General features: G+C 45.2%; 12 protein-coding genes and 1 pseudogene. 2 read left to right on the top strand and 11 right to left on the bottom strand.

Going from position 1 to position 12,818, the window contains the following annotated elements; translation table 11 throughout:
• Window positions 1–330: 330 nt before the first annotated feature.
• The 3 genes and pseudogenes from QUA16_RS32760 to QUA16_RS32750 form a co-directional block, all read right to left on the bottom strand.
• Complete coding sequence (locus QUA16_RS32760; RefSeq protein WP_333108479.1) at window positions 331–2,814, bottom strand: ATP-binding protein; 2,484 nt, start codon at window positions 2,812–2,814, stop codon at window positions 331–333.
• A 218-nt stretch (window positions 2,815–3,032) separates the two neighbouring features.
• Window positions 3,033–3,634, bottom strand: a pseudogene (locus QUA16_RS32755) (protein kinase); the annotation flags it as partial.
• A 170-nt stretch (window positions 3,635–3,804) separates the two neighbouring features.
• Window positions 3,805–4,578: a hypothetical protein gene (locus QUA16_RS32750; protein WP_333108477.1), complete on the bottom strand. Its 774-nt coding sequence runs from the start codon at window positions 4,576–4,578 to the stop codon at window positions 3,805–3,807.
• A 535-nt stretch (window positions 4,579–5,113) separates the two neighbouring features.
• Here QUA16_RS32750 and topA point away from each other — a divergent pair.
• Window positions 5,114–7,837, top strand: a complete 2,724-nt coding sequence (gene topA / locus QUA16_RS32745) for a type I DNA topoisomerase (RefSeq protein ID WP_333108476.1) — start codon at window positions 5,114–5,116, stop codon at window positions 7,835–7,837.
• Between the two features lie 172 nt (window positions 7,838–8,009).
• Here the strand turns inward: topA and QUA16_RS32740 are convergent, their stop codons facing one another.
• The 5 genes from QUA16_RS32740 to QUA16_RS32720 all read right to left on the bottom strand — a co-directional run bounded on the left by QUA16_RS32740 (window position 8,010) and on the right by QUA16_RS32720 (window position 10,855).
• Window positions 8,010–8,357 carry a DUF5615 family PIN-like protein gene (locus QUA16_RS32740; protein ID WP_333108475.1) on the bottom strand — a complete coding sequence of 116 codons (348 nt, stop codon included), beginning with the start codon at window positions 8,355–8,357 and terminating at the stop codon, window positions 8,010–8,012.
• 4 nt (window positions 8,358–8,361) lie between these two features.
• Complete coding sequence (locus QUA16_RS32735; RefSeq protein WP_333108473.1) at window positions 8,362–8,721, bottom strand: DUF433 domain-containing protein; 360 nt, start codon at window positions 8,719–8,721, stop codon at window positions 8,362–8,364.
• Between the two features lie 129 nt (window positions 8,722–8,850).
• Window positions 8,851–9,222: a helix-turn-helix transcriptional regulator gene (locus QUA16_RS32730; protein WP_333108483.1), complete on the bottom strand. Its 372-nt coding sequence runs from the start codon at window positions 9,220–9,222 to the stop codon at window positions 8,851–8,853.
• Window positions 9,223–10,049: 827 nt separating this feature from the next.
• A complete protein-coding gene (locus QUA16_RS32725) occupies window positions 10,050–10,478 on the bottom strand; it encodes an HNH endonuclease signature motif containing protein (RefSeq protein ID WP_333108472.1) in 429 nt (142 codons plus the stop codon).
• 5 nt (window positions 10,479–10,483) lie between these two features.
• Window positions 10,484–10,855 carry a hypothetical protein gene (locus QUA16_RS32720; RefSeq protein WP_333108471.1) on the bottom strand — a complete coding sequence of 124 codons (372 nt, stop codon included), beginning with the start codon at window positions 10,853–10,855 and terminating at the stop codon, window positions 10,484–10,486.
• Window positions 10,856–11,310: 455 nt separating this feature from the next.
• On the opposite strand from QUA16_RS32720, the gene QUA16_RS32715 reads away from it, so the two are divergent.
• Window positions 11,311–11,646 (top strand): hypothetical protein, encoded by a 336-nt coding sequence (locus QUA16_RS32715; RefSeq protein WP_333181649.1) that lies wholly within the window; start codon window positions 11,311–11,313, stop codon window positions 11,644–11,646.
• Window positions 11,647–11,748: 102 nt separating this feature from the next.
• Here the strand turns inward: QUA16_RS32715 and QUA16_RS32710 are convergent, their stop codons facing one another.
• The 3 genes from QUA16_RS32710 to QUA16_RS32700 form a co-directional block, all read right to left on the bottom strand.
• Entirely contained in the window at window positions 11,749–12,120 is a 372-nt protein-coding gene (locus tag QUA16_RS32710) for a DUF5615 family PIN-like protein (RefSeq protein ID WP_445252219.1), read from the bottom strand.
• Window positions 12,107–12,433 carry a DUF433 domain-containing protein gene (locus QUA16_RS32705; RefSeq protein WP_333108469.1) on the bottom strand — a complete coding sequence of 109 codons (327 nt, stop codon included), beginning with the start codon at window positions 12,431–12,433 and terminating at the stop codon, window positions 12,107–12,109. The genes QUA16_RS32710 and QUA16_RS32705 overlap by 14 nt, the downstream gene beginning before the upstream one ends.
• 132 nt (window positions 12,434–12,565) lie before the next feature.
• Window positions 12,566–12,694, bottom strand: a complete 129-nt coding sequence (locus QUA16_RS32700; protein ID WP_333108481.1) for a DUF433 domain-containing protein — start codon at window positions 12,692–12,694, stop codon at window positions 12,566–12,568.
• Window positions 12,695–12,818: the final 124 nt, after the last annotated feature.

Below are 12,818 nucleotides of genomic sequence, written 5' to 3'. Positions count from 1 at the left end.
ATTTTGGCAAACCGATTCAGTCATGGCATTGTCTAGAATACATAGATGATATTTTTTGTCAATGCGTAAGTCCTAGAATTAAAGAAGTGGGAAAGACTGATTCTGTAAGGGCTTGGAATTTGTCTGCCGTTGCATTTTTTTGGGAACTGGTATCTCAAACCAGGTTTTTTTAGCGTTTTGGCGGTCTGCAACGAACTATTTTCGTGAAAAACAACCGATGGATAGCCGCCCGTGCGTCCAGCACTAACTATTTTTCCACTCATGACGCCCGCTAATCAAACCAATCGAGTTTTTGGTTGACTCATGCCTGAAATGACGTATTTTGGCGTTTCAACCCGGTTGCTGCGTCAGTTCTAAAATCGTTCCTCGATTCAAGGTACTGCGGACGGTAATGTCTCCTCCCATCAGTTGTACGAATTGTCGGCTGATGGGTAAACCCAAGCCAGTTCCTTCTTGAGATTTCCGACCCGCGTCAGTTTGTACAAAAGCCTCAAATAGAGAATCTACCTCAGTAGGATCAATGCCGTGGCCCGTGTCTTCCACTTCAAACGTAATAGTCCGTGGTTCGTTGTCTGTTGGGGACTTTTGTTTCGCACTAATTGCTGCCACCCGAAGTGTCACACTTCCCTTCGTAGTAAACTTTATCGCATTTCCTAGCAGATTAATCAAGACTTGACGCAATTTACTTTCGTCAGTTTTTACATACTGAGGGATATTAGAATTGATGTGTAAGCTAAGTGCTAAACCTTTTGAATCAGCTTTGAGTTTGATCATTTCTTCGAGAGAATGGAGCAAATGATACAGGTCAAAGCTAGTAGGATTTAAGGTAATCCGACCTGCCTCGATTTTAGACATTTCCAGCACGTCATTAATCAGCGTCAGCAAATGCTCGCCAGAACGACTAATGATGCCAATCTGTCCCTGCTGTATGTGAGACAAGGATGAGTCGCGGGCTAACACTTGGGTAAAGCCGAGAATTGCATTGAGGGGAGTTCGCAATTCGTGACTCATTTTTGATAAAAATTCGCTTTTAGCCTTGTTAGCCGCATCTGCTACTTCTTTGGCTTGCTGAATTTCTTGGCTGGCATACTGAATTTCTTGGAACTTCTCCTGGAGAGCACCTGCCATGATTTGGAAGTTGTTTGTCAGGACATTGATTTCGGTTACTCGGCTGATGGGTAATTGTAATTCTTTACGTTCAATCAGCTTATTTGGTAAATTGGTGGTAAAGTTAGTCAGTTGCTGCAAAGGTTGAATTAGACGGTGGCTGATAAGTTTAGTCAGCAGGGGTGTCAACATCGCGATCGCAGTCAAGACTGCAAAACTATTTGTGTAAAGTCTATTTAAGAGAACTAGATGGGGAGCACTAGCCATTTCGACGACTAATTGCCAGGGAAAATTATCACCGATCGTTGCCTTCTGAACATAGAACGATTTTCGCCAGCGTACCGCCTTCGGCATATTTTGAACAATGGGAATCCAACGGTGGGTAGTGTCATCTACTTGCTGTATTTTGCCATTATCATTGTGATCGAATGGTTGTAATAACTTGAGATCCTGACGAGTGCTGAGAATCACTTGCTGCTGCGAATTCAGCACGGTAATCAGATCTGTGTAGGCTGGATAATTCTGGGTTAACCACCGATCGAGTGCATTAACATCAATTTCTGCCAATACCTGACCCACCAGACGATCGTCCTCCAAGATGGGAACGCTTTGAATCATGCTAGAGAAGTTAGTGCGATCGAGCAATATACTGTCAGAAAGTTTGGGCTTCTTCTCCATCAGAAAGGAATCGTATTTTAATCTTTCCAGTTCGCTAGACGTTGTGGAAATAGCTGACACAATGATTTTTCCTTGAGTATCAGTGATGTAAATATTCCGGAATTCTGGAAAGGCTTGCTCGACTAACTCAGTGGATTTTTGGAGGGCATTTGATTGAGACAAATTGCTATTCTTGGCAATGACTGCCAGTTCGGCCATCATGCTTTGGCTACGCTGCTGCCAGTTCCGCAGTTCTCTGCTTATACTCTTGGTGGTAGAGTTTAAATTTGCTAAGATATAACGTTCTTGCTGAACGGTAGCCCCATCGCAGTTCCAAATCGTCAGGATGACAGTTGGGATAAACACAAAAGTAACGAACAAATTCAAGAGAGTTTGCTCAAAACTCATGATTTTCGTTGCTGGGGAACGACCGCTCCACTGAGCAATTGGGGTATGATTTAGAATTAAACTTGCCACTAGGGCGTTACAAATTAGATTGACTGGGTTTTTTAGTGACATAAATAGCACTAAACTGGGTTCAATCTTGCCAACGCCAGCATATAGTAACCACAACAAGGGAAACCCAATTAATCCCCAATAAATCACGTCGAGCAGAAGTAAGTTATTGCTGCGCCGTCGCAATCCCCAGCCGACAAAAAATGCTTCTAGGGTAAACAGGATAAAGCCGTAGGGATGTTTCCATAGTAGGATTGTGTGGGAACCCGCGATCGCCCCTGATAGCGTCCCCCAGCCCCATCCGTACAGTCTCACAACCAACATGGTAAACACACTGCCAAATAGCCAGTCTAGATGAAAAATTATGGGAATGCTGAAGTAGTTACCTGCATAACTCAGGATTAGGAGGATGAGCAGGATTAGACTGGTTGACGATCGATACTGTGATTTCATGAGTTTCGATAAGTAGGTCAACTTAATTAAATGTAAAATGTGATGGCTGTTAGATTCCCGACTTCTTCCAGTGCTGCGGGCGTGGATTTTGTCATCTACCAAGTGGACGAGTTTGAGCATATAAGCGATGCCTACTGTCACCGGGCAATCGCGGCAGCATCTCAATGAAAGCAGCCCTCCGCTAGAAATGGGAGTTTTGAGGCAGGAGGCAGAAGGAAAGAGGAAGAAGAAAGGAGTCCGAAGAAGTGTTTTTACAAATATCAGATGCTCCCGGCGAGCGCGCTCAGCTTAGGACTCGAACGAAAGGCTTTAGAAAACTTTTCCTCAGACTGACCACAGCCTCTTTCTGTGTGCATTCTGAAACCGATGAGTTTAATTTGTTTGCTATGTGGGTTAATCCGAATATTGGCGGGTTTGATATCTTTATGAATAACTCGGTTTTGGTAGAGAGAGTGGAGAATATTTGCTAAGCTGTGGTGCATTTAAATTGTATATTTCGAGTCCCCATCAAAAATCGTCAAATCCTCTCCCCCTCTCCTCTTCTCCCCCTCTCCCTCTCTAATACCATAGGCAATCTAGATGCAACACAGCTTAGTTCCCTGGCTAGGTTGAGAAAGTTTTCTAAAGATAGAGATTTATCGGGTTGGTTTTTATCAGTTGCGGCCGGGAGATACGTAGACAGGGAAACTCCTCCAAAGTCCTCCATTATCAAAGCATAGGCGTTTTTGTAAGGTGTTAAATCGAGGGGTTCAACCACTCCAGGCAGACGTAGATTTTTGGCGATGGTATATTGGTTGCGGAATTGCAGCAGTTCGCTGAAGCTGGGGTATTCGTTTCGCAGCAGTTTGATGACGACTGGAGTCCGATCGCACTCCCGAACACCTCGATAGACTAGAGTCCGAGATCCTGCATAGAGTTGTTCTGTTATGCGATACCCAGGCAGGTCAGTAATTCTCTCCATTTTCCAGTCCTCAATAAATTGGGGGTTACTATATCTCTAGTTTACTCAGCAAACTTGGAAAATTCTCAATGACCTCTAATGTTCCTGAACTTGTCAGTCCGCCTTCTGTACGAACGAGCGCAGATCGTTCGATACTGAAGCCATATTATTAATTGTTTGACTGCTTGAGATTACCAACTGATAATAAGCGGCAATCCCGGTCGAAAATCTACCTGTTGTCCCTGCACTTCTCCATCAAAACCCAGCTCCACAAAATACTCGGTTCCTATCCGTAACTTTAGCTGATTTGTCTCAAGCACTGCTTGAAGTTCAGGTGACGGATTATTGGCAGCAGGACTGACTAATTCTACGCGAGTAATTTCACGTAAACCAACACCATGCTCCAAAGGCTGTGACTTCTGGGCCAAGTATTGATCTGGACGTTTACCAAAGGAAATTTGGAAAAGCATGGGTTCAGTCAAAACATCACTATTTGTTCCTACTGCGATACTCATCGTTTCAGATAAATAAGGTGGACGATATGCCCAACTAGAAAATGCAACTGTGTCTTCAGAACCTTTGGCTGGACGCAAACAGATGCCAAATGGACACGCACCATTATTCCGATTTGTCGATCGCTCCCAAAGACGAGTTAGATGAATTGGCTCAGACTTCGCCTCTTCTGGATCGTGAATCCATAACAATTCCAACATTGCGTTATGGAAAAAGAAAGAGCGATTGGTTGTACCTTGTCCGCGATGAATGCGAGATGCACCCTCAACTAAACCGAAGGATGATAAACGATTAGCTTCCGAAGCACCAATATCAGTAAGGATGAAAAGATGGTCGAATTCAAATGTCATAGCATTGTTCATAGAAATGATCGATCGCTCAAGTAATTTTAACCCTCTGTGATGGCTTTCCTTCCGATCGCCACGCTGATGCTGCACAGCGTACTGTACCAAAGTCCCAAACCTCTACTCAGTAAATCTTTCCCAATCTAAAATCTACAATCTAAAATCTAAAATCGCCCGATCGATAATCCCAAACCTCTACTCAGTAAATCTTTCCCAATCTAAAATCTAAAATCTAAAATCTAAAATCGATCGCCCGATCGATAATCCCAAACCTCTACTCAGTAAATCTTTCCCAATCTAAAATCTAAAATCTAAAATCTAAAATCGGTTGCCCCAGCCTTCAAGTTACAACTAGATTGAGGAACCATCCGCCCGCGTCCAGCAGTCTCAACATCCAGTTAGCGACAATTCTGCTAAAGTCAGGTCATCCAAAGAGTGCATCTTGTAGAGACGCGATTCGCAGCCTCTGCCCCGAAAGCAGTAAAATCCCATCAGCTTGTCACCTGCCACCCGATCGGCAGTAAGTTAAAAATTAAGGTAGTTTGAAAATAATCGCCCAAAGTTGAAAGAAGCCTTGACATCTGACCTAAACTCTCTAACTTAGACCCTCTAGCTGCGCTGCCATCCATATTTAAAAGATGCCATGTCAACCTTAGTCATCGTCGAATCTCCTACCAAAGCCCGCACCATCCGCAACTTCCTGCCCTCCACCTACCGTGTAGAGGCATCGATGGGCCATGTCCGCGACCTACCATCCTCCGCCGAAGAAATACCAGAAGCCGTTAAAGGAGAAAAATGGGCGCAACTGGGCGTAAACGTGGAAGCAGACTTTGAACCCCTCTACGTCATCCCGAAAGATAAAAAGAAAATTGTTAAAGAACTCAAAGACGCCCTCAAAGACGCCACCGAACTGATTCTAGCCACTGACGAAGACCGGGAAGGCGAAAGCATTTCCTGGCATTTGCTGCAAATCCTCAAACCCAAAGTGCCCATCAAGCGGATGGTGTTTCACGAAATCACCCGCGAAGCTATCCGCGACGCCTTAACTCACTGCCGCGATATCGATAATCGAGTAGTACAAGCGCAAGAAACTCGCCGGATTCTCGACAGACTCGTCGGTTACACACTCTCTCCGCTACTGTGGAAAAAAATCGCTTGGGGTTTGTCCGCCGGTAGAGTACAGTCAGTCGCTGTACGCCTGTTGGTGCGCCGGGAACGGGAACGCCGCGCTTTCCGCCAAGGTAGTTACTGGGATTTAAAAGCGCTTTTGGAAAAGGGCAAAATTTCCTTTGATGCCAAACTCGTGACTGTCGGCAATGTAAAAGTTGCAAATGGCAGCGATTTTGATGAAAATACCGGGCAAATTATCGCAGGCCGCCGTGTACTTTTGCTCAACGAAGAACAGGCGCGGGCTTTACTCTCACGCATTCAAAACAAACCCTGGACTGTCGGGAATATTGAAGAACGGCCAGTCACCCGCAAACCGTCGCCGCCGTTTACGACCTCGACTTTGCAGCAAGAAGCTAACCGCAAGCTGAGGCTGGGTGCGCGGGAAACCATGCGAATTGCCCAAAGTCTCTACGAACGCGGTTTTATCACCTATATGCGGACGGATTCGGTGCATTTGTCCGAACAGGCTTTAGAAGCGGCGCGCAGTTGCGTGCAAGAACTTTACGGCAGCGAATACCTCAGCCCCCAACCGCGCAAATACACCACGAAAAGCAAAGGCGCCCAGGAAGCCCACGAAGCTATCCGTCCCGCCGGCAGCACTTTTCGGACTCCGCAGCAAACGGGATTGGATGGCATTGATTTCCGCCTCTATGATTTGATTTGGAAGCGGACTGTCGCTTCTCAAATGGCCGATTCCCGCCAAACTCACGTCACTGTATTAACTCAGGTAGAAGATGCCGGTTTCCGTTCCAGCGGGAAACGCATTGATTTTCCAGGCTTTTTGCGGGCCTACGTGGAAGGTTCCGACGATCCGAATGCGGCGTTGGAAGACCAAGAGGTGATTTTGCCGGCGCTGAAGGTGGGGGATAAACCTAATTGTAAGGATTTAGAGGCAGTTGGGCACGAAACTCAACCTCCCGCCCGCTATACGGAAGCTTCTCTGGTGAAAATGCTGGAAAGCGAAGGTGTGGGCCGTCCGAGTACCTATGCGAGTATTATCGGGACAATTGTCGATCGGGGATACGCGAAATTAATAGCTAATGCCCTAATTCCGACATTCACCGCTTTCGCCGTCACGACTTTATTGGAAACACATTTTCCCGATTTAGTAGACACCGGTTTTACTTCCCGAATGGAACAAACCCTCGATGAAATTGCCACCGGCGAAGCGAAATGGCTGCCGTATTTGCAAAAGTTTTATACAGGGGAAACCGGACTCGCAACCCAAGTTAAAGAACAGGAAAGTCAGATTGATGCGAAAGTTGCCCGAACTGTGGTACTGGAGAATATTTCTGCTAAAGTCTGCATCGGCAAATTCGGCGCATACCTGGAATCGGAAAGCGAAGAAGGCCTGGTAAAAGCATCGATTCCCCAAGATTTGACGCCGGCCGATTTAGACCCGGACCAAGTGGAGTTTCTGTTAAAGCAAAAAATGGAAGGCCCGGAAAAATTGGGTCTTCACCCGGAAACCGGGGAACCGATTTATGTGCTGATTGGCAGTTATGGGCCATACGTTCAGTTAGGGGATGTTTCGGAAACGAACAAGAAACCGAAGCGGGCTTCTTTACCGAAGGGGACGGATAAGGATAGCGTGACGGTGGATATGGCGGTGAGTTTGTTGACTTTACCCCGCTTGTTGGGCACTCACCCGGAGACGGGGGCGAAGGTGCAAGCTAATTTGGGGATGTATGGGCCTTATGTGGTGCATGACCAGGGTAAGGTGGGGAAAGATTATCGATCGATCAAACCGCCGGATGATGTTTTGACGATCGAGCTCGATCGGGCATTAGAATTGTTATCGCAGCCGAAAGCCGCCCGCGGCAGCAGCAAAACAGCTAAACCTTTGAAGGAATTGGGCGCGCATCCAGAATCGGGAGAACTTATCAATGTTTACGACGGCCGTTATGGGCCCTACGTCAAACACGGCGATATCAATGCTTCTTTGGCTAAGGATGAATCTGTGGAGAATTTCACCTTACAAAAAGCACTGGATTTGTTAGCAGCGAAGGAAGCAGCGGGCGGCGGAAAATCTAGCAGCAAGTCGAAGAAGTCAACTAAGACTGCGGCGGCGAAGTCGGAGACTGCGGCGAAGAAGACTGCAGAGAAGAAAACTACTGCGAAGAAAACCACTGCGGCGAAGAAAACCACGACTAAGAAGGCTGCGACTGCGACTGCGGCTAAGAAGAAGACAACGTGATTTTAGTTTAGTTTTCACTGATCGAGAAACCCGGACGGTGTAGGGGCGGTGTCCCCGTGCCCGCCCGGTTTTTTTGTTGGTAAAATACTGCACAAATTTAGGTTTGTAGTAAGGACTTCAGTCCTTAAAATTCGGCTTGAGTATAGTAGGGCATAAGGTCTCTTGAATGCAATTAAGATATGGACGGCGGTCCAGAACGATAGACTCGAATCACTTTTTTCGTCAATGTCTCAGCAGTAGATATTGCATCATTAATATTAGCAGTCAGTCTAGCAATATCGTCATCTCGCGTGCAGGCAATAATACCATAGTGGTCAGGTTGCAGCTTGTGCAGTTGAAAGAAATCCCGTCGGTTGACGGTCAAAACAGCCCGATTTTCAATGATGGCAAATGCTAATACATCCTCATCAGGTAGTCCAGCATTTCCTGCTTCTTGAACAGTCAGGACATCATGCCCCAAAGACCGCAGGTTTTGCACGACTTGCCGAGGAAATTGTTCGTCTGCGTAGAGACGCGCCATAGGTTTATTTGATATTTTCAGGTGTATCTAATATTTCGTCTGCCTCATCTTGCAGTCTAATTGCTTCCTCAATTTCGTCAGGATAAGCTTCAGCATAAGCCCAAACATTTACCAAATCAGCAGCACTGAGATGGGGATAGCAGTCTAGGATAAAAGCATCGGTAGCGCCGTCATTGTGATAGCTTGCGAGCAACCAAACGGGAATGCGAGTATTGTCAATACAAGCATCGCCGCCCATCACGCCGGGAGTTTTTGTAATCGGGCGTCCGCTGTTTTTGAGACTCTGGGTTAAGATACGAATTGCCTCTGCTTTCTCCCTTAGCGTTAAGGCCTTGAGTTGCGCTTCTAATTCTGGGATTGTCATAGAGCTTATTTGATTTATGAATTAGGTATGTATTTAATATTGTATGGCATCAATTGCTTTATGACTTGGAATGACACAATAACGGGAGCAAAAACAGGATTAACTGGTTTGCTAAATTGTCTCTGCTAGTTAGGTTTCTTGCAAAACGTTGTGAATTAATTCTGCTGCTAATTCTAACTTATCGCGCTGAGTCAGGGCTTCCATGTCAACGGTGACGACTGAGCGACGGTTGGGTGCGGGTGCGGGTGGGGGTGCGGCGGCGGGCAATTCCAGGGTTTCGTAGAAATAATCGATAGGTTTGCTGTAGACGGCGGCGAAGGCGGGTAACTCCCTCTCGGCGTCTACTTTGCGCTTGCCGTGTTCGATAGTAGAGAACGTCTGCTGGCTCATGGTGATGTCGTAGTTGATCTCTAACTGCTCAATGACCTGCTCTTGAGTCATGCCAAGGAGTTCACGGGTGGCGCGGAGACGCTGGCAAGCGTGAAAACGCCATGTCTGAATATCGGATAATCGTGTATTTACAAGAAAATTCTATAAATTTTGTTGACCAAGCTCCACAAGATAAAATACTATTACTCAATATAATCTTGTAAAGCTCGAATCATCATCAAGTACCCAGTACCAATTTCCAACCAGTCAAAGTCTGTTTGTCAATATCTTGAGAAAGGAATTCGCAATCTTATGAAGTATCAAGTTTTTTGTTGGTAGTATTGCCCTCTTAATATTGAGTATATCTCTGCCAGCTAATGCTCAATCAAAGACTCCTGTAACGGATCAATTTGGTGCCACATGAACGACACCCAATGCCAATGTATGGCGCGAAGAGTGTAGAAAGTTTTACGGAATCAGGCTCAAGCCAGATGGTACTTTCATGACTAATACTACTCCCATAAAAGATGAATTCGGTGTTACGGGAAAAACACCTGATGGCAATCAATGGTTAAAAAGAATCAGTGGGACTTTCTAACTGTTGGTGCAGGTAAGCTGTTCTGTATTTAAATTGTATGTCAAAAACAATTAAAGTCTTGTGGGGAGTAGGGGTTGGGCGTCTAGCCCGCCCTGAATATACAATTTAAATGCGCGACAGCTTAAGTAAGAAAATAGAAAGGATCTCGCACTTTTTTCAACATCTCGATGAAAGTGCGATCGCTCTTTTTTACATAATTTGCACTGACTCAGTATTCATTTCAGTTAAATTAGTCAGTTTGATATCATTTGCGCGATCAATCGTACCACCCACCCTATTCCTGACCTCGCCCTGATCTAAAATCTCCTGGGCCGCAACAAAGGCGATATGCGCGATCGACCATTTGTGACCCTCAAACCTTTTAAGGAGAAATGTCTGTGGGCGGATGCCATCCAGCACTAACCCACTGACGCCTGACAGTAACAGCAATAGGATTGTTTAGTTGTAGTGCTGTTACTGTTGCGCGGCCGCAATCTGTAAGTCCAATAATTTCTGTAGCGTCTTCACTCCAAGCAAAATTTTGTGACCATTGTTGAGTGCGCGGATTAAACAACTTAACGTGCTTTTGCGTGACCGGATCTAATGCGTCAGTTTGGGTTCCTTTGTAATTATTGCACAGACTACAAGCCAGCCAGAGATTTTCTTCCTCGTCAGTACCGCCAATCGCTTTAGGAATAATATGGTCAATTTCCAATATTCCCAGGACATACATTTGTAAACTGCGACAATAACCGCACCGATTTTGAGCTTGGGCGCGAACTCTGGATCGCACTTGTTCGGAAATCGCCATTTTCCTTATCCTTTTAATGGTTCGATCAAGCCGCGCCGCACAGCTTCATTTAAGGCTTGAGCTTGTCGCAATAGTCGAGTTTCATATATGTGGATTAAGCCCTGCAATTCAGCCAGTTCTACAGATGCGATCGTACCGGATTGTTGGCGGTCTAGCAATTCACTCAATCGTTGTTCTTGGAGTGGTTGCAGCCGGAGTTGAGTCTGAGTGATTACTTCTGAATCAGACAGTGCTGATACTGGTTTAGCGGTTGGTAAGAGAAAATTTTCCAGAGTTTCTACTAGAATCTCACTCACGGTGCGGTGGCGTTGCTGCGCTAGCAATTCTGCTTGGTGATAGACTTCATCTGGCAGATTTAGGGTGATTTGGGCGGTCATAGGTGCAAAGCTATGAAACTAATATTTATATTATGCCATATTTTACTTTGAGTATTAGACATCTGCCAAAAAGAAATGAAGCAGGATCTCGCTTGCTAAAAATACGGCGACAGCGACAAAGTAGAAAACCAAGTGAAATTATTTTAGTTTTCACTCATCCCAGAAACCCGGTTTATTAAAAAAACGGAGTTTCTTTATTTATAAAATACTAGACAAGCTGGCAAAAGTTGGTTTGTACTTCCGTCCTTAAAATTCTCTTCGGTTCTCTTCCTTTGTGTCATAAACGTCTGCGCGGTTCCATCGCCCCTATTTTTTTTGAGACATCTCAACTCCAACTCTTGTCAAGCCTAGCTTTTCTGCTTACTTGTCACCCGTCAGCAAAATCATCCTATTTACTTATTGACAATTGCTCCTCTCTGTTAAATTGTCAGGGGTCTAACATATAAGGTTAAAAATTGTATCATAAGCAACAGAAAGTACCCAATCTTTTATGCACCGCTCTACAATGGACAAAAGAAACAAGATTAAGAGGCGCGATCGCTATGGGTATCAATGAAAACCTAGACTGGGAAGAAGCATTTGAGTACAGAGCGGGCTTGACAGTGGAGTTGAAGTCCCAGCCCGGGGTTTTGCATAAGATCGCTTACTATGAAGTGATGATGGTACCGCCCATCTGGTTAGAAAATGACCCCCGTCCCCGCTATTCCCACGAAGTGCGAGTCGTTTCCCACCAGCCAACTGTGTCCAATGTTTGCCGGATTTCAGAGTGCCCTGTTTTAGTCGCCTCCTAGGTTTTTTCAGCGGGAAATATCGGCGATGGCATCTAGCCAGCAATCAAACCGATGCAGTGATTTTCGGATTGAGATTGCTGTAGTTTACTTTGTGGCGATCGCTTAAGATATAGATGGCGACCCAGAACGATAGACGCGAATCAATTGACCTGTTAATGTTGCAAGTGAGGAAATAGCTTCATTAATGTTAGTCGCCATTCTTGCTAAGTCCTGGTCTGCCTTACAGACAATAATTCCAGCATGGTCAGACTCTAAGCTGTGCAGTCTAATAAAATAACGGCGATTTAGAGTTAAAACAGCTCGATTTTCACTGACTGCAAAAGCTAACACTTCTTCGTCAGGAATTTTTTGGTTATCTTTTCCGGCTTCTTGTACTGTCAGAATATTGTGCCCCATCTGGCGCAGCAATTCTACAACCTCTCTGGGAAATTGTTCGTCACCATAAAGACGCGCCATCATCTTAATCCTCGTCATTCTCGCGGATAGCTATTTCAATTTCATCGGAAAAAGCTGCCGCATAAGTCCAGGCATTTGCTAAATCAGTAGCGGTTAGTGTGGGATAGTTATCTAAGAGTCGAGACTCGTTCATGCCCAAACGACGAAAACTTTCCAGTACCCAAACAGGAATGCGAGTGTTTCTGATACAAGCATCACCCCCACAGACACCGGGAGTTTTGCTAATTCCTTGCCAGTTGTTGGCTAAGTTTTGGGTTAATAATTGGATGATTTGAGCTTTTTCGGTTGGCGTTAAGGCCAGAAGTTGCGCTTCTAATTCTTTGATATTCATAGAAATTTTGGTATTTATGAAATATAGCGGTTCTCAAGCGTTGTGAGGTATACGGGCTCCTTCCTATGCCCATGCCCTATGCCCTATGAGCACCTCATGTTACTGAGAAAGGCTATATGTATGTATTTACTATTATAGTGCGATCGCCTGGAGTCGAGACTCGTTCATACCCAAACGATGAAAGCTCACCAGTTCCCAAACAGGAATGCGAGTATTTCTCATACAAGCATCACCCCCACAGACACCGGGAGTTTGGCTAATTCCTTGCCAGGTGTGAGCTAAATTTTACGTTAATAATTAGATAATATGTAAGTAGGTAGGCGTAAAAAAACCAAATCATGTTAAGATAAGTAAACACTCAAGATTTGATTTACAAAATCAACAA

The sequence above is a fragment of the Microcoleus sp. S13_C3 genome (assembly GCF_036700905.1).
In the GTDB taxonomy this organism is placed as follows: Bacteria; Cyanobacteriota; Cyanobacteriia; order Cyanobacteriales; family Microcoleaceae; genus Microcoleus.
This window is presented reverse-complemented; position numbering and strand designations above follow the sequence as displayed.